The sequence below is a fragment of the Trichocoleus sp. DQ-A2 genome, assembly GCF_039961915.1.
Lineage (GTDB): Bacteria > Cyanobacteriota > Cyanobacteriia > Cyanobacteriales > FACHB-T130 > FACHB-T130.
Genome location: NZ_JAMPKD010000025.1, coordinates 84,454 through 102,494, shown reverse-complemented (window position 1 = coordinate 102,494; position 18,041 = coordinate 84,454). Strand labels below are relative to the sequence as shown.

Annotated in this window: 7 protein-coding genes; 5 read left to right on the top strand and 2 right to left on the bottom strand. The window is 42.1% G+C overall.

All coding sequences use genetic code 11. The annotated features are described in order from the left end of the window. Nucleotides 1-467: 467 nt before the first annotated feature. Nucleotides 468-3,611, top strand: coding sequence for a HEAT repeat domain-containing protein (locus NC997_RS21930; RefSeq protein ID WP_190529729.1), 3,144 nt, complete (start codon nucleotides 468-470; stop codon nucleotides 3,609-3,611). 162 nt (nucleotides 3,612-3,773) lie between these two features. Beyond that, nucleotides 3,774-5,414 carry an SWIM zinc finger family protein gene (locus NC997_RS21925; RefSeq protein ID WP_190529727.1) on the top strand — a complete coding sequence of 547 codons (1,641 nt, stop codon included), beginning with the start codon at nucleotides 3,774-3,776 and terminating at the stop codon, nucleotides 5,412-5,414. Nucleotides 5,415-5,897: 483 nt separating this feature from the next. Here NC997_RS21925 and NC997_RS21920 read toward each other — a convergent pair whose 3' ends face one another. Further along, nucleotides 5,898-6,341 carry a hypothetical protein gene (locus NC997_RS21920; RefSeq protein WP_199306288.1) on the bottom strand — a complete coding sequence of 148 codons (444 nt, stop codon included), beginning with the start codon at nucleotides 6,339-6,341 and terminating at the stop codon, nucleotides 5,898-5,900. A 216-nt stretch (nucleotides 6,342-6,557) separates the two neighbouring features. Here NC997_RS21920 and NC997_RS21915 point away from each other — a divergent pair, with 216 nt between their 5' ends. Continuing rightward, the gene (locus NC997_RS21915; RefSeq protein ID WP_190529725.1) at nucleotides 6,558-7,961 is read left to right on the top strand and encodes a reverse transcriptase family protein; all 1,404 of its coding nucleotides are present in this window, start codon (nucleotides 6,558-6,560) and stop codon (nucleotides 7,959-7,961) included. A gap of 227 nt (nucleotides 7,962-8,188) precedes the next feature. Further along, on the top strand, nucleotides 8,189-10,030 hold the full coding sequence (locus NC997_RS21910; protein WP_190529723.1) for a VWA domain-containing protein: 1,842 nt from the start codon (nucleotides 8,189-8,191) through the stop codon (nucleotides 10,028-10,030). Nucleotides 10,031-10,189: 159 nt separating this feature from the next. Here the strand turns inward: NC997_RS21910 and NC997_RS21905 are convergent, their stop codons facing one another. Then, nucleotides 10,190-11,614, bottom strand: a complete 1,425-nt coding sequence (locus NC997_RS21905; protein ID WP_190529721.1) for a WGR domain-containing protein — start codon at nucleotides 11,612-11,614, stop codon at nucleotides 10,190-10,192. 790 nt (nucleotides 11,615-12,404) lie between these two features. Between NC997_RS21905 and NC997_RS21900 the strand changes: the two genes are divergently transcribed. Beyond that, a complete protein-coding gene (locus NC997_RS21900) occupies nucleotides 12,405-17,936 on the top strand; it encodes an ATP-binding sensor histidine kinase (RefSeq protein ID WP_190529719.1) in 5,532 nt (1,843 codons plus the stop codon). The last annotated feature ends 105 nt before the right edge of the window (nucleotides 17,937-18,041 follow it).

Genomic DNA, 18,041 nt, shown 5'->3' with positions numbered 1-18,041 from the left:
TGAATAACCTGAGATTAATTATTCAACCTTATATCTTCTACTGTTTGATTCGACCTTGGCTACAAGTATTTAACATTCCTGGGATGAAACGTTGCTTTTTGAAATTAATTCACTTCATGAATGATTTTCGCGCTTCTCCTGTCAGTTTCCCTATTGCTAGTTGAATCTATTCCTGATTCTCCTCTCCCCCTAGTAACAAAAGAGGGATCAATCCGAGCAAGGTGTATACTAGCCCTTGGGCTAAGGGCAAGAATTGTAGACATTGTTCTTGCTATCTTTTGGTTTCATGCCCTTTTCTCTCATTTCTGGCTACTGTTTGGCAACTAGAGCATTTGTACTGGTGCAAGATGTGAGTCAACCGAGAACCGCGATAAACAGCGTTGACGAGTTCTCCAAAGAAGGCGATCGCTTTTGGCAATTATCTAGTACATTTATACTATTTACACCGCAAGCCTTGAGACACTCGTATGGAACTCATCCAACGGACTACGCTTCTCTACCAAGCCGGGAGTTCAGATAAAGTCTACGAAGTCGATCTCTGCAAGACAGGTGAAAACCGCTACCTCGTTAACTTTCGCTACGGACGACGCGGTACAACTCTCAAGGAAGGTACAAAGACGGTTCAGGCTGTACCTTTAGCCCAAGCGCAGCGAGTGTTCGATAAGCTGATTGACTCCCAAATTCAGAAGGGCTATCGGGATGTCACCGCTGGGGTGGTTAGCGAAGCGACGGCACCCGCACCAGTCCAAATTGCAAGTTATAAACCAGTCACCAGCGACCCACGCCACCAAGCTATCTTAAACCGTTTGGCAAACCGGGACAATAGAAAATGGCCTCTGGAAAGGGCAATTTGGCGGGCTGGAGAACTTAAAATCGGGGAAGCCACACCGTTGTTAATTCAACTGATTGGCACTGGCGAACCTTTGAGAGACTATTGTATAGCTTGGGCGTTGGGTTGGTGTGGGGATGAGAGTAGCATTCCCTTTGTCAGGGAACTTTCCCAGCATAAATCTGTTGCTGAATTCGTCCGCCGCATCGCCTGGGAAGCACTATTTAAATTATCAGATAAACAGACACAAGGGCAGATGCGTTCTGAGAAGATAGAACAACTGCCCTTAGAGTTGCGGGATTTAGCCCGAAATGGAACAGCAAAAGCATTTGCAACTACACTTCGCGATTATTTAAATAGCAGCGACTACAGGCGTTTTGCCGTCCTCGATACTATTTATCAAATCGATAACGAGTACGTGCGTCCAGCACTACTTGATATTTTATGCGAAACACCTTTTAAATCTAACTACTTCCAGCGAATTCGCCATATTTTCAAGATGGCTGAATATCGCCATGATGCAGAAGTTTTTGGCATCCTTGCTTATGCCTTTGAGAAAGAACCGGGGACGTTTAATAATAAACGTACAGGTTGGCAATGGGACTCGGCAAGGCGCGAATATTATAGGACCGGGCAACGTCGTTACACTGAAGAACTCAAGAGTCCGCAGTCAAATAAAGTTTACAGCCAACAAACTCGTGAATATCTGCGGCGGCGAGTTTGGCGTACTCTTAAAACTTTGGGTGAAGAAAGCGATTCTAACTATATCAATCTTGCAGTCAATATTCTCCTACAGTATTCGGATGATGACGCTCAACCAGCCAAGCAGTCAACTTTCAGGAGATGGAACGGACAACGCCGTTCCTATGAAAGCTTTACTAGAGGTTGGGATACTTATGCTGGCTACCTAATTTTTAATCATATTCTTTACGAAAACAGTCCCCGCTACCTGCATCATCCTAAAGCGTGGCGGTGTCGGGAGGGTTACAAACCAGGAGATCCAGAACCAAAAGTAAGAGAAGAGGCGTTTCCCGAACTTTGGCAACAAAACCCAGCAGGACTTGTAGAGTTACTAATAGAAAGTGATTGCCGTCCGGTGCATCATTTTGCAGTTAAAGCGTTGCGCGTCTGCAAAGAATTTTGCGATCGCCTCGACATAGACACATTAATCAAATTCCTGAATAAGCCCTATGAAGTAACCGCCGAACTCGGCTTTTTACTCGCACGCGATCGCTACAACCCCGCCCAACCCAACAGCGAATTAGTTTTGGCTCTTGCTAATTGTGCATTCCCAGAAGCACGTACACAAGCCTATCGCTGGATCGAACAGCAACGAGAATTCTTTTTTGAATCCAGTGACTTTATCGCGGGTTTAGTGACCAGTCAACAAGCTGATACCCGTGCTTTTGCGCGAAGGTTACTAAGTTCATCAATTTTAACCGATACAACCGCCAGGGTACTCATCGGAAGAATTATTGCTGCTGTGTTGGTACTAGAACCAACGCAAACAGATAGTTCAAGAGAAATTAGTGAAACTTTGATGCTCTGTTTTGCGCCGCAACTGCGTAATTTGGGGTTTGGTGTAATCCTTGATTTACTGAATCACCCGATGCCGGAAATTCAAGAATTAGGCGCAAGAATTCTATTAAATCATGATATTCGTGCTGTTGATCTACCGCCAGATTTAATTGAATCACTTCTTTCCTCTCCTTATGAGCCGGTGCGGGGTATTGGCGTGAGGATTTTTGGACAACTACCTGATGAGAGATTGTTAAGCGATCGCATCCTCATCGTCTCAATGGCAATTAACGCCGTTACTGATATCCGCAATGCAATTCGTCCGGTGATTCGGCGTTTGGCAAGCAATCATCCAGATTTTGGCACCGAGTTAGCGGCTGACTTGATTGATGTCTTAATTACGCCAGAACGACACGAAGGTGTTCACAAATATTTATTGGGTTTGTTGCGAGAAGATATCCCCGGATGGATGTCTAACATCAGCAAAGAACGTGCGATGCAGCTACTTCGTGCTAAATCCTCAGTCGCCCAAGAATTGGGGGGTTTGGTATTGAGAGAAAATAGCGATCGCTTTCTTCCCGACTTCGAGACAAGTGAGATTGTCAAGCTGGCAAATCACGAAATTTTATCAGTGCGTGAAGCAGCAAGAGAAATGTTTTTAAAAACCTTAAACCGCATCCACACCGACTCCCAAGAAATGTTATCAGCAGTGCGACTACTAGAATCAAAGTGGGATGATTCGCGAGAATTTGCATCTAGAATTTTTCGCACAGATTTCACCAATGAAGATTGGACACCAGAAGTAATGGTTAGCGTCTGTGACAGCATTCGCGAAGATGTTCGTTCTTTTGGGCGCGATTTAGTAACTCGCAACTTCAAAGAAACCGATGGACAAGAATACCTACTCAAATTCAGCGAACATCCCTCAACGGATATGCAGACCTTTGCTACTAACTATCTAGAAAACCATGCTGTAAATAATTGCCAACGCTTGCGAAAACTAACGCCATACTTTATCAGCGTTTTGTCCGGTGTCAATCGCGGAAGAATTGCCAAACAAAGAATATTTGCTTTTCTAGATACCGAAGCCCAAAAAAGCGAGGAATCTGCACAAATTGTAGCTGAAATTTTCACCCGACAATCTGTCACAATGGCAATCGGCGACAAAGCCACAGCAATTCAGATAATGCTGAAGATTCAAAAAGCTTACCCTCAGATATCCTTACCGATTCAGGTAAAACCCATCTCCCAAATCAGAAACTAAAGCTAACCATCAAACCTTTTCCTCTCTTTCTTCTCTTCGCGTCTTTGCGCTTCATTCCTCATCCCTAAAAACTATTAAGTATCTTATCTCTTCTCTCAGCGCCCTCAGCGCCTCTGCGGTTCTTCAAATCTACTTTCTCCCATTTCCTAGAAGTCAAACCTTATGGAATTTAACTACGCCTACAACGGAAGTACATCTGTTAATGAAAGCGGTGCAAACACCCAGATGTCCTTTTCTCCCGATACTAAACGTGAACCCACTTACTTTATTGGAGAATTGCGTCAGAATGTCGCCTTTCGGGAAGCGATTAGCGCCTTACATGATGTTGTCGTCTCCGATATGCGGTTCAAACCCAAAGACAAAACTGCATATAAAGAATGGGCAGCAAAACAACAGGATCTAGACTGGCAAATCATCGCCGCGCAACACCAAGAAGTTGCGAATCAAATCAAGCAGTTGCAGGATGAACTCAATCAATTAAACCAACATAGTTACCAGCGGCGGGAACCTTTCTACAAGGCACAACGCCGCTATTTTAATTACCTTTTTCAAAAAGACCGCGATGCTTGGTTTGTTCTCGATCCGGTGATTACAGTTCATCCCGATGAAGTATTTTTTGAATGTTTCAGCCAGGATGAATCAAGTTATGGTCGTCTGGGTGCCAGCTACGAGGTTTTTAAAAATATCAACGAATTTGCCTGCGGTACGACTAATATTGATTACTCAGCGGCACTTTACGACGAGTTTCAAAAAATCCGCAGTTACAAAAATACCAAATTTGAAATAGATCCCTCTGGTTTTGAAGTTCAAACTACGCACGAAGAAACTTTTAAAGAAGTCAAAATCGATTTACCCGACAGTTGGGTAAGAGGCTTTTTGCAAGTTAGTTCGGCGATGTCTTTACCAGCGACGCGAGTTGATTTGCATCCGATGGATATTTACAATATGTGCTTTGTGCTGCGTCGCCACAAGGAAAAACAAGGGCCTCGCAGTATACGCTACCATCTTAAACCTGGGGAACCTGTGCGGATAACGTTCGACCCGTGGGGAATTGAAATCGTTTGTGCGCGATCGCTCTACACTGGATCGCAATCACAAGAAATCCGCGTTTGGGGACGCCGCCGCCTCCACATCCTCGAACGTCTCATCCCCGTGGCGAAAAAGTTTACCGTTCACCTTCTCGGTACGGGTATGCCTTCCTTCTATGTCGCCGACTTAGGCGATATGTCCTTTACCCTCGGTTTATCGGGATGGACGGCAAACGACTGGGCGCAATCTGGTAACTTTGACTTGATGGCACCCCGCGCCGACATCGACCAATGGACGCAGCAACAAATTTTCGAGGCGCTGAAGAAGAATTGGGTAGAAAGTCCCGACTCGCTTGCGGAACGCCTTGGTTTAAACCGTGCCGTAGTTCTAGGTGCTTTAAGTGCTTATACGCAAGCCGGACGTGCGATTTATGACTTAAACAAGCAAGTTTATCGGGTGCGGGAACTGACACGAGAACCTTTGCCGATGGAACGCCTGCGCTTTGCCAATGAGCGAGAAGAGAAAGCTAACCGTTTCTTGGTTTACAATGCTGTGCAGGTGGCTAATGTTACCAGCGATGCTACGAGAGCGTTTACTCTGCAAGGTAATGTTTCAGACAAGGGTAAAACCTTGAATCCCTCATTGACAGTTGACGCAGATGAGCGTATAATAGCCGCAGAATGTACTTGCAACTGGCATCAACAGAATAAACTGTACAAAGGCCCTTGCGAACACATTCTGGCGTTGCGAATGCAACACGCCCGTCAGTATTGACGAATCACGCGCACCTAATCAGTTGGTAAACAGCCTTGCAATCCGGACGATGGATCGTCGTCCTTGCGTTTAGCCTAGCCATGCACCACTAGCCTGCTCGTAACTGTGCGGTCATTCGGTACTACCGGAAAATCCGGTTTGACTTCCATGAAGTGAATTGATTCCGGTAGTACCGAGACCGCTTGAGTTGAGCAATCTAGTCCTGAGATGTTTACGAAGGGGCAACCAACTGATAGCGGCGCGTAATTTTTTTTATTTCAGCTATATTTTCTTGATTTCAGCTATTAGTTTGCGTAAAATTTGCCTGCACTGAAATCGGAAAGTTTATTGATATTTTAGTTTGCTTCTCCGCCTATTAAATCTAGTCGCTCTTGATTCCTTAGATAGGTATAGCGACCGCCTTGGCGGTCGCTATAAATTGATTTTCACTGTTTTGCGATTATTTTTCGACCCCTTCAGTGCTAGAAGAACAATATCACTTTATTAGCTCTGAGCCTGCTGATGATGAACACACCAATCATATATTTCATCTATTTGTTCAGGAGATGTTTCCCCAAACAGCTTGCCTAAGCGATAACCCAAATTATTCCAAGTAAGGTTTTCTAAAATATCTTTATTGTAAATTTCGCCCTCTATAGCCTTTTTCCATCCCTTCCGAAACTCAGCTTTTCGATGACCAGTATTATTCGGATCTTTCTTTCGTATATCGTTCTTGAAGAGTAAAAAAGTGTTGTTCATTTGATTTTTATTGTCAGCTAATTGAGTAATTGTCTTGGCATAAAGACCAACACACTGCCTTTGTCCCGTTTCCCATCTCGCTACCGTTACTGCATCCACGTCTAGATGTTCAGCAAATTGAGCCTGAGTCTCTCCTAATGTGCGTCTGATGCCTCTCACCTGCTCGGCTGAGAGACTATATTTTGGCATAGTGTGTGCTTCTTGTAACCATTGGTTAATATAATAACCTCTGGTTAAGTTGAATGGCAAGTTTGCCAGTCAAGGAAAGGACGCTAACGTAGTAGAACTCTTTCAATTCAAATCCTGTGTGGGTAAGGTAAAGCTTTGTTGAAGGGACTCATGCAAGCTTCATTTTACAGTACAAGTGTACTAATATTACTAGAGCCTTCTTTCACCAGCACAAATATGTCAGATCAGCCGCGTACCCGCCAGGAACTGTACGATCGCATCCGACAAACGGGCAAAGAGGAATTCATCCTCGAAGAGATGATACGTTATGGGTTCTGGCCTGCACAAGGTGAGATACCACAAGATCCAGCCGATGACATTCGGCGGATGGGAGAGATCCGGCGAGAACTTGATGAACTGCGACAGCAGAGTTCGCGTCTTCACAACGAAAAGGAACTCCGCAAGCAGCTACTCAAGCAACGCCTCGCCGAGTCGCGGCGAAAGCGACAGGAGACGAAAGAACGGCGGGAACGGGAAAGGCAAGAACGAGCGGAAGATTGGCGACAAAGAAAAGAGCGAGAAATCCTTTATCTCGGTGAAGATGTCTCAGGCGGACTCAACTATACTGAGTGCGATGAGGAAAGGTTGCGAAGTTATGGATTACCTTTGTGCGGTACACCCTACGAAATTGCCGCTGCAATGGGAATTACTGTGGGACAATTGCGCTTTCTGGCTTTTTCCCGCAAGACTTCGACAATTTCTCACTATATCCGCTTCAAGATTCCTAAAAAAACGGGTGGCGAACGGTTGATTTCGGCACCGATGCCACGCTTGAAGCAGGCGCAGCATTGGATTTTGGGTAATATTTTGGAAAAGCTAGAACTGCACGATGCAGCTCATGGTTTTAGACGCGATCGCTCTATCGTCAGCAACGCTCAACCTCACGTAAAACGTGATGTAATTATCAATTTTGACCTGAAAGATTTCTTTCCGTCAATTTCCTATCAGCGCGTGAAAGGTCTTTTCCGGTCATTCGGTTATTCGGAAGCTGCCGCAACAATCTTCGGGTTGCTGTGTACTCAACCGGATATCGAGGAGGTTGAATTAGACGGCAAAACTTATTATGTAGCCCTCACAGATCGACATTTACCCCAAGGTTCGCCAGCTTCTCCAGCAATTACTAATCTAATGTGTCGCCGCTTAGATCGACGACTTACCAGTATGGCTGAACAATTGGGTTTTGTTTATACTCGCTACGCTGATGATTTAACTTTATCCGCTTCTGGTGACAGTCTCCGAAATATCTGCAACATTCTTAAACGCACTCAGTCTATCGTGACTCACGAAGGTTTTACGATTAACGAACAGAAGACTAGAATATTGCGGAAAAATCGGCAACAGGAAGTTACTGGAGTTGTGGTGAATGATTATCCGAATATTTCTAAAAAAGAGCTAAAACGTTTTCGTGCTACTTTGTTCCAAATTGAGAAAGATGGCTTGGAAGGTAAGTATTGGGGAAATTCTGATAATGTGATGTCTTCGATTCAGGGTTATGCCAATTTTGTCGCTATGGTTAATCCGCAAAAGGGTGTTGAGTTTCAAGAGCAAATTCGACGAATTCGAGATAAATACAAACGCTAATACTGAAAAAAAATTATCGCGGGTTTGCGATATATCTGTAGGGGCATGGCAATGCCATGCCCCTAAAAATTTTGATTTTGTTGGAATTTCAAAAATATGCAATTTTCTCCATAAAAAATCCGAAATTTCCATCTCTACTCTTGTAGTTTATCTAAGTCACAAATCACCAAAATGGCATTCTCGACTCGACGCTAGAAACTGCACAAAATATCTAGAGGACGCTACAAATGAAAGCAACTTACTCCCTGAGTCAATCGCTTATTGCAGCCGCTACCCCATCCACTGTAGACCTGATTGTTAGTTTCCAGGCTGAAGAAGAAACGCGCAACAAAGTACCGCGTCTTCCGCTTAATTTGAGTGTAGTAATTGATAGATCGGGTTCGATGGCGGGAGCGCCACTTAAGAATGCTATTCAGGCTGCACAAAGGCTTGTGGAATATTTGACCACGGAGGATTATCTTTCAGTTGTAATTTATGACGATACGCCAGAAACAATTCTTCAGCACCAACTGGTTCAGGATAAAGCTGCCATTCGTTCGCTAATTGGTAAGGTGAAGGCTGGCGGGTGTACTAACTTGAATGGCGGCTGGTTGATGGGATGCGACAATGTAAAATCTCAGCAGTCCACAGAACGCATCAACCGCGTTTTATTATTAACAGATGGACAAGCGAATGTTGGGATTATTGATTCTCAAGTATTAATTAACACTGCAAGACAACAAGCCGAACAAGGAATCATTACTACAACTTTAGGATTTGGAACTTATTTTAATGAAGATTTGCTCATCGGCATGGCAAATGCTGCTGGGGGAAACTTTTATTTCATCCAATCACCTGACGATGCTACTGATGTATTCAGAATTGAACTAGAAAGCCTCACGTCTGTTGTCGCCCAAAATCTGACTGTGACGCTGCAACCAGAAGATTCTGTAAAAATTACCGGGATTCTCAACAATTACCGATCCAATCCGATTGGCAACAATCTGGAAGTTTTCTGCGGCGATGTTTATGAGGTAGAAAATAAGCAGTTAGCTGTAGAATTGTCAATACCTCCACAAACAAATATTGGGGTAACAAATATTGCCACCGTTGCTTATAAATATCAAGCGGTTGTCGATGGCAGCATTCAACAATTCACTGACGAAATCCCGATTAGTATAACGGTTGCTGATGCTGAATCAGCCAGTAACGTACAGCCAGATGCAGCGGTTGTGGAGCAAGCAAGTAAGCTAAGGATTGGTAAGGTAAAAGATGAAGCGATCGCACTTGCCGACAAAGGAGATTATACCGCTGCTTCCCAGAAACTTCGCAAGACAATCGAGGATCTCAAACTCAAAGCATTGCACGAGTCCTTTGAAGTTGCCGAAGAGATGGATCAGTTGGATCACTATGCACAACGTCTGGAAAGCAAAAAGTTTGATAGTGCCATCCGCAAGGAGATGCGCGATCAATCTTACCAGGCACTGACACGCGATCGCGGCGACTTAAAATTGCGAGGAATCGCTGCTGGATCTGCCAACAGCTTACAGGCAGTTTCCAGCGTGGATGCGGGAGTTTTGGTGAAATGCGATCGCGTTAGTGGCAAATTGCGAGTTCGCGTTATTTCTGACGGATACAATCCTGACTTTAATGTGCAATTCCCTCGCAATATTCGTGAGGAAGGTGTCACCTATATCGTTGATGAAATCAATCTATCTGCTGATGGTAGCTTTTATCGTGCCTCCGGGAACATTCGCCGCTTAGTTCAACCCGGACAAGAACGCGCCGCATCATCTCAAAATGGTACATCTTCTTCTAGTCCAAAACGGCAAAAGCTGAATGCACCTGCTTCTGCTGCCGATTTAGAAACGATTGATACTGTAGGTGATGGAGTTCTCGTGCAGTGCGTGAAAGAAGGCAGTAAATTGAGAGCAAGAGTCGTGTCAGATGGGTACGATCCTAACTACAATATTCGCTTTCCTCGCGACATTCGAGAAGAAAACGTTCTCTATGTGGTAGACGAAGTTGAGGAAGCTAAGAATGGCGGCTCTTATGTCGCTTATGGCAAGATCCGGCGGTTAGTTCAGTAGGACTTTTTTAAACGCAAAGGATAGCGCAGAGATACGCAAAGTACAGTTATGTACATTCCATAGAACGATAGTGAAACCCAACCAATATAGTCTTAATTACTTAAGGTTGGGTTTCGTAGCCTCAACCCAACCTACTCGCTACTGAATAATAACCTTGAACTACACTAATTTTTTAATATCTCCAAAAGCCCGATAGAAACCACCGCGAGAAGATTCGCGCACATCTTCCACCAGATAACGCGCACCATCGGAGCGAATATCTTGAGGAAATTGTACTTTCCAACTGGGATTGTAACCAGGAGAAACAGCACGAATTCTTAACTTGCCGCCTTCTTTGAAGCACTCCACAATTACACCTTGACTTGTGTTCGATGCCGTTTCCAAAGTATTAGAAGGAATGGCTGCGGCAACAGCAGTGGGTGCTTTAATGTTAATAGCCTGGGGAACTGTACCTGATTGTGCGGCTTTGATAGCGGTTTCACTGGCATCGATGCAAGCAAGAGAACCGTCGGTAGTGACGATGTAGAGATGGTCATCTAAAAACTGCATGGAAAACGCCGAACCGCAGCCAGTGGCAAGTTTCCACAAGCGATCGCCTGCTTCATTAAAACAATAAATTGAGGAGCAATCATCACCTGCAAAGACGTATTTCCCTTCTTCAGCAGTCGCGCAAGAATAAACAGGCGCATCGCATTGATAAATTGTGCTAACTTCCCCTTTCTTGGTGAAGCTATAAACTAAACTTTGACTTGTTCCAGCATAAACTGTTGCTTCTTCTTGCCAGCCAAATAACACTTCACCGCGAGTTTTTTGGTTCCAGATAGTCTTTCCATCTTCCCAGTCATACATCGTCACGCCGCTGCTGTGACCGTGATAAATGCCAATTTCATCGCAGCGCACCATCCAGCCATAACTACCTCTACTTTTTTTAGTCCATTGAGATTCATCTTCGTGATTAATCGTTGTGACATTACCAGCATCATCAGAAACACCGAGAATCGCATCTTTGATATCAAGCCAGAAGATATTTACATCTGGGGCAATTTCATAAGCGACACGGGGAATCTTGCCTGTCAAATCGTATACTTTGCCATCATCGCATCCCGCATAAAGCCAACCTTCATCAGCAACAATGCACTTCACGCCATCAGGAAGACGAAACTGATTTTGCACAATTCCTGTATGACTGAGAGCGAAAATCTGACCTGCTTGATTTCCAACCCAGCACCGAGAATTGTCGATGAAAATGCCAAAAGCGGGGGAAGAAGAGGCAAATTTCCAAACTACAGGTGCTTGGTTTTCAGTTGAGCGATCGCTCTTTATTTCCCGTCGAGTCACGGGACGTTTACTTCGCACTCCCATAACTGCTTGTTCGTAACCCTTCTTCAGTTTCTCGTTAATCTTTTTAGTCGCTTCAGCTTTGGCTTTTTCCGGTGTTGGATAGGTTTTAACCTGAGTTTGCCCTGAGTCGCCAATGCGACCGTAACGAATCGATACTTCCGTACCGTTGACAATTACTTCATAAAATTTGTGAGAACTACTATCTGACTCTGACAATTCTAGATACGTTTTCTCTTGAGTCATTTTTTCCTCCAATTCTGTATGTATTGATAAATATCTGTCTCACCTCAAATTTTCTATTCTTAATCCAGTATTCTGCCGAATTAAAAGGGTAAAAATCAATTTTAAAAAATAGCAGAAATCATTTTTTGATTTTGCCTTTAGCATTAATAAATGACAAGCAGTAATATCTCAGCCCAAGCTCACTTCCTTGGATTCGTATACGTATGTCAATTTTATATCAAATAAATATACTAATTAAAGTAAAATTAAGAAAAAAATCAATTTGTTATTTTTTTGTAAAAATTAGACATAAAACATTTTTGATTGATAGATACAGACTTGTATATTCTTTGTAAAATCATTAATATCCTAGGCTTTTCGGTTAGTTTTGTAATCCTTGAAAACTCACCACTGGCAGGCGAATCTTAAGAATAAGTTTTTTGAACGAGGATTGGATGCAGTTCCAGATGGCTAGTAATGTTTCTACAAGCATTAAAATACACTTGGTTAGACTCTTGTAATCCTTTTTACTCAAACTATCTCTAACACTTGGCTGCATTTATTTGGACAAGTCAAGAAAGCAATTAGTATTTTAGGTTACATTTTTTAGAGTGTCAGAAAGATGACTTTCCCAAACTGTGTATACACTGATATTCACTGAGGAGCAAACTATATTTCCGTATAAATACGCTTTCAATTAATCGAATAAAGTTTTAATTTTACTTCAGCACAATAGGCTGATCTAGTGTTCACTTACAAAAAGCGTCTCTAACTGGACTGGCTCGCCTACAAATCCGTAAATGGCATAATTATGAGAACAATTCCGGGATATCAGATTTTTGAGCTAATTTATGAAAGTAGCAAGTCTCTTGTGTATCGAGGATGCCGACTTCGGGATAATTTGCCTCTTATTCTTAAGGTTATCAAAGAAGACTATCCATTACCAGAAGAAATTTCTAGATATAAGCAAGAATATGAAATTACCCGTTCGTTGAATCTAGATGGTGTTGCTAAAGCGTATGATTTAAAATCATATCAAAATACTCTAGTAATGCTCTTGGAGGATTTTGGGGGTCAATCTCTAAAGATATTGATGGACAAACAAAATTTTACAGTTTTAGAAGCTATTAAAATTACTATAAAAATTGTTGAAACTTTAGCTAAACTGCATAATTTAAACATTATTCACAAAGATATTAATCCATCTAACATTGTTTTTGACCCAAAAAGTAGGCAAGTCAAATTTATTGATTTTGGGATTTCCAGCGTTTTGTCGCGGGAAAACCCTACCCTAAAAAATCCCAATGTTTTAGAAGGCACTCTTGCCTATATGTCGCCAGAGCAAACTGGCAGAATGAATCGTTCGCTGGATTATCGTACTGACTTTTACTCCCTTGGCGTTACCTTCTACGAGCTTCTCACTGGCAGACTACCTTTTAATGGTACTGATGCAATAGAGTTAGTACATAATCATATTGCGCTTACGCCAATTCCGCCTCATAAGTTTAATCAAAGCATTCCCAAAGCAGTTTCGGACATTGTTATGAAATTGCTGGCTAAAACTGCTGAAGATAGATACCAAAGTGCTTATGGAATTCAAGCAGATTTAGAATATTGTCTAACTCAATTAGAAATAAATAACCAAATTCCAGAGTTCTCTCTCGGTCGTCATGATATCTCTAATAAATTTCAAATCCCTGAGAAGCTCTATGGCAGAGGGCAAGAAATTAATACGTTACTAACAGCATTTGAACGAGTGAGTCAATTCTCGTTTGGTAAGCCAATGCCAGGGGATATTGAGATGATGTTGGTGTCGGGTTATTCTGGCATCGGCAAGTCATGTTTAGTGCAAGAAATTTACAAACCAATCACTCAACAGCGAGCTTATTTCATTTCTGGGAAATTTGACCAGTTTCAGCGGAGTATTCCCTATTCTGCTGTTGTCAGCGCCTTTTCTGCCTTAATCCAGCAACTTTTAACGGAAAGCGAAGCACAGCTCAACCAGTGGAAAGAAAAACTCCTAGAAGCCCTTGGCTCTAACGGGCAAATTATTATTGATGTTATTCCTGAGGTAGAACTCATTGTCGGTTCTCAGCCTAGAGTTCAAGAATTAGGGCCAACTGAATCCCAAAACCGCTTTAATTTAGTCTTTCAAAACTTTATTCGGGTATTTTGCCAACAAGAACATCCATTAGTCATCTTTCTGGATGATTTGCAGTGGGCTGACTCTGCCACGCTCAAATTGATGGAGTTGATGATGACGGATGATCAAACGCACTATCTATTTCTCATTGGAGCATATCGGGATAATGAAGTCAGCTCCACTCATCCCTTGATGATTACGCTGGATAGTTTACGCGATGATGGAGCTATCATCAACCAGATTAATCTAGCACCTTTAGAACTTGAGCATATTACCCACTTGATTGCTGACACCTTGCATACGGATAGGGAATCAGTAAGATCCTTAGCTTCCCTCATCCTGCGTAAAACAGAAGGAAATCCCTTCTTTGTCAATGAATTTCTAAAAACTCTATATCAGGAAAACCTGCTTACCTTCACCCCCCCTCAGACCTTTCTTACTCAGGGGGAAGAAGAGGCAAGTAAAGCCCTATGGCAATGGGACATCGCTCAAATTGAAGCGTTGGGTATTACTGATAATGTTGTCGAATTAATGATAGGAAAATTAAAAAAATTGCCGAATTCAACACAGCAGGCTTTACGGTTAGCAGCTTGTGTCGGCAATAGTTTCGATTTAAATACCCTGTCTATCATTTATGAGAAATCAATTTATGAAACTTTTAAAGACCTTTTGCCAGCTCTGAAAGAAGAATTAATTAAGCCTACTTCTGTGTTGGAAACGACCGAAGAGGAAGGGGTTAGTTCTCAACTATTAGTTTTTAATTATAAATTTTCACACGACCGCGTGCAACATGCAGCTTATGCACTGATTGATAACTCGCTTCAAAAAGCAGTTCATCTCAAAATTGGCAATCTCCTTTTAGCAAGTACGCCTTTGGAGGACCAGATAGAAATAATTTTTAAATTAGTCGATCATCTAAATATCGGTTCTGACTTAATTGTCGATGAAGAGGCAAAAATTGAATTAATAATATTGAATTTGGAAGCAGCTCGAAAAGCGAAAGATGCAACCGCATACAGCTCAGCACTTCACTATTTGACTGCTTGTATGAATGTTTTACCAAGCGATATTTGGGTAAAACGCTACGATCTAGCTTTTTCATTGCATAAAAAACGAGCCGAAATTGAGTATTTAAACGGTAATTTTGCTCAGGCTGAAGCCTTGCTGGATCTAACCCTATCTCAAGCAAAATCAGTTCTCGACAAAGCTGAAGTTTATAATATGCTGATTGTGCAGCATACCATGCTTGCGAAATATCAAGAGGCAATTCAAGCAGGTCGTAATGCTCTTAGTCTGCTAGGAATTGACTTACCTAAAGGGGAATTAGCAACAGCAGTTGAGCTAGAAATAGGCGAAGTTAATAAGAAATTAGAAACCCATGAGATTGGGTCTTTAATTAATTTAGAAGCAATAAAAATTCCGGAAGTAAAAGCAGCAGTCAAATTATTAGCAAACATGGGGCCGTTAGCATATTTTGTTAATTTTGACCTTTGGCAGCTAGTTACTGTTAAAACAGTTAATCTTTCTCTCACCTATGGTTATGCATCAGGAGCAGCGTATAGCTACTCGTGTTATGGAATGATACTCAGCGCAATTTTAGGGAATTCCCACTCTGGTTATGAGTTTGGGGTGCTAGCAACTAAACTAAGTAATAAGTTTAATAATGTAGCTCAAAAATGTGCAGAGTTGGTGGTTCTTGCCAATTACTTGAGTAATTGGGTGAAGCCAATTAAGTTTAGTCATACAATTAATGATGAGGCATATAAAACGGGGCTAGACTTTGGAGATTTGCAATGGGCAGGTTATACTCGTCTTCACAAAGTCATTGCTTCCTTCCATCAATGTAAAAGTTTAGAGCAAAGTTTAAAACAAATACCTCAGTCTTTGCTATTTTGCCAAAAGAGTAAAAATCAATGGGCAATTGATATAATTTTAGGTTATAACCTAGCGGTGTCGAACTTGATAGGCATGACTGCTGGAACCTTATCTTTTGAAAATGATGGGATTAGCGAATCCAACTTCTTGACAAGTTGCGAACAACATCAAAGTTCGGCGGCAATTTGTGAATTCCATATTTTAAAAGCCCAAATTCTTTACTTATACGAAAAACCGGATTTAGCTTTGAACAGTAGTTTGTTAGCTTCAAAGCTACTTACTTCTATTTTCGGTCATATCTCAGTATCTACACATAACTTTTATCACTCACTGATTCTAGTTGCTCTCTATCCGAATGCTTCAGAATCTGTACAAAAACAATCTTGCGAGACGTTAGCAGCGAATCAAAAGCAGATGAAGATTTGGGCAGACAACTGTCCAGAAAATTTTCTACACAAGTACCTGTTAGTAGAAGCTGAAATTAGTCGCATCACTGGCCATGCTTTAGAGGCAATAGACTTGTATGAACGCGCCATTGAGTCCGCAAAAGAAAATGAGTTTATTCAGAATGAAGCTTTAGCGAATGAACTCGCTGCTAAGTTTTGGTTAGCGAAAGGAAAAGAGAAGTATGCTAAAGTCCATATTACAGAAGCTTATTACGGCTATCAACGTTGGGGAGCTAAGCGCAAAGTAGAAGATTTAGAGGAAAAATATCCGCACTTTCTGACTAAAACATCTATTCTGCCTCGCGTCAAAGATACTCCCACGACTACTGGACATTCCTCTACGGGTAGTAGTTCTAATACGTTGGACTTCACCACTGTGATGAAAGCTAGTCAAGCGATCGCTGCTTGTATCGTGTTGGATAAGTTACTGGCTTCTTTAATGAAAATATCTATCGAGAATGCTGGCGCACAAAAAGGTTTACTACTCTTGGTAAGAGATGAAAAACTGCTGATTGAAGCCCGTTCATCGGTTGAATCAAAAGAGGTTGTTGTTCGGCAGTCAACTCCGCTTAAAGGTTGTCAAGAGTTACCTCTGACAGTGATTAATTATGTAAAAAGAACTCGCTCAGATGTGGTTCTAAATGATGCGGCTAGTGAGGGAAAGTTTATTAATGACTCTTATATAGAGCTAAATAAATTGAAGTCCGTTCTCTGTATGCCTATCCTTAATCAAGGGAAATTAATCGGTATTCTTTATTTAGAAAATAATCTGACATCCGGAGCTTTTACTCCCGATAGGATAGAAGTTTTAAGAGTACTTTCAGCTCAGGCAGCAATTTCTCTGGAAAATGCTATGCTTTACAATTTGATGGAAAAAAAAGTCCAAGAGAGGACGCATGAGCTAAATGAAAAAAATGTACGGTTATCCCAAACTCTACAAGAACTTAAGCGTACTCAGACGCAATTAATTCAGACCGAGAAAATGTCTAGCTTGGGTCAATTAGTAGCGGGAGTTGCCCACGAAATTAATAACCCAGTTAACTTTATCTACGGCAACCTTGTCCACGTTAATGAATATACTCAAGACCTACTAAACCTAATGCAGCTATATGCCAAGCATTATCCCAATCCGGTGTCTGAGATTCAAGACGAAGCGGAGGCGATAGAAGTAGATTTCTTAGTTGAAGATTTACCAAAAATGCTGTCCTCGATGAAGGTGGGGGCTGACAGAATTCGTCAAATTGTCCTGAGTTTGAGGAATTTTTCGCGCCTTGATGAGGCAGAAATGAAAGAGGTCGATGTTCACTCAGGGCTAGATAGTACGTTGTTAATTCTGCAAAACCGCCTGAAAGCTAAGACAGAAATTCCCGCTATTAAAGTGATTAAGGAGTATGGTTCGTTGCCGCTTATAGAGTGTTATGCGGGTCAGCTTAACCAAGTATTTATGAATCTCCTGGCTAATGCAATTGACACTTTGGAAGAAGTAATGAGTAATGATTCAAAGACAAAAGGACATTACCAGGAAATAGCCCAGGCATCTTGTTTGTCTTCCTGGGAACGGAAACAACAACATTCGGATAATCAATTGTCAACTAGCGATTACCAATTACCGACAATCCGGATTCGCACCTGTGTCGTAGACGAAAGTCGGGTTCTGATTGCCATTGCTGATAATGGCCCTGGGATGACAGAGGAAGTCAAAAAACGTATTTTCGATCCTTTCTTTACTACAAAACCGATTGGTAAAGGGACAGGGCTAGGGTTAGCAATTAGTTACCAGATTGTGGTGGAAAAACACGGCGGTCAATTACAATGTTTTTCCACACTTGGGCAGGGAACTGAATTTATTGTTGAGATTCCGATCCGTCCGCAACATTAACCTTTGTCTTCAGAAGCCGATCTCCTTTATCAGATAGAGGACAAGCAGCATTCTCAGTAATTTTGCTTAAACATTTCTTTATGTAAAGCTCATAGTTACGCACAT

Excerpts from the sequence above, each read along its gene's own strand:
- NC997_RS21915 (WP_190529725.1), top strand. The coding sequence starts at position 6,558 with ATGTCAGATCAGCCGCGTACCCGCCAGGAACTGTACGATCGCATCCGA.
- NC997_RS21900 (WP_190529719.1), top strand. The coding sequence starts at position 12,405 with ATGAGAACAATTCCGGGATATCAGATTTTTGAGCTAATTTATGAAAGT.
- NC997_RS21925 (WP_190529727.1), top strand. The coding sequence starts at position 3,774 with ATGGAATTTAACTACGCCTACAACGGAAGTACATCTGTTAATGAAAGC.
- NC997_RS21905 (WP_190529721.1), bottom strand. The coding sequence starts at position 11,614 with ATGACTCAAGAGAAAACGTATCTAGAATTGTCAGAGTCAGATAGTAGT.
- NC997_RS21930 (WP_190529729.1), top strand. The coding sequence starts at position 468 with ATGGAACTCATCCAACGGACTACGCTTCTCTACCAAGCCGGGAGTTCA.
- NC997_RS21920 (WP_199306288.1), bottom strand. The coding sequence starts at position 6,341 with ATGCCAAAATATAGTCTCTCAGCCGAGCAGGTGAGAGGCATCAGACGC.
- NC997_RS21910 (WP_190529723.1), top strand. The coding sequence starts at position 8,189 with ATGAAAGCAACTTACTCCCTGAGTCAATCGCTTATTGCAGCCGCTACC.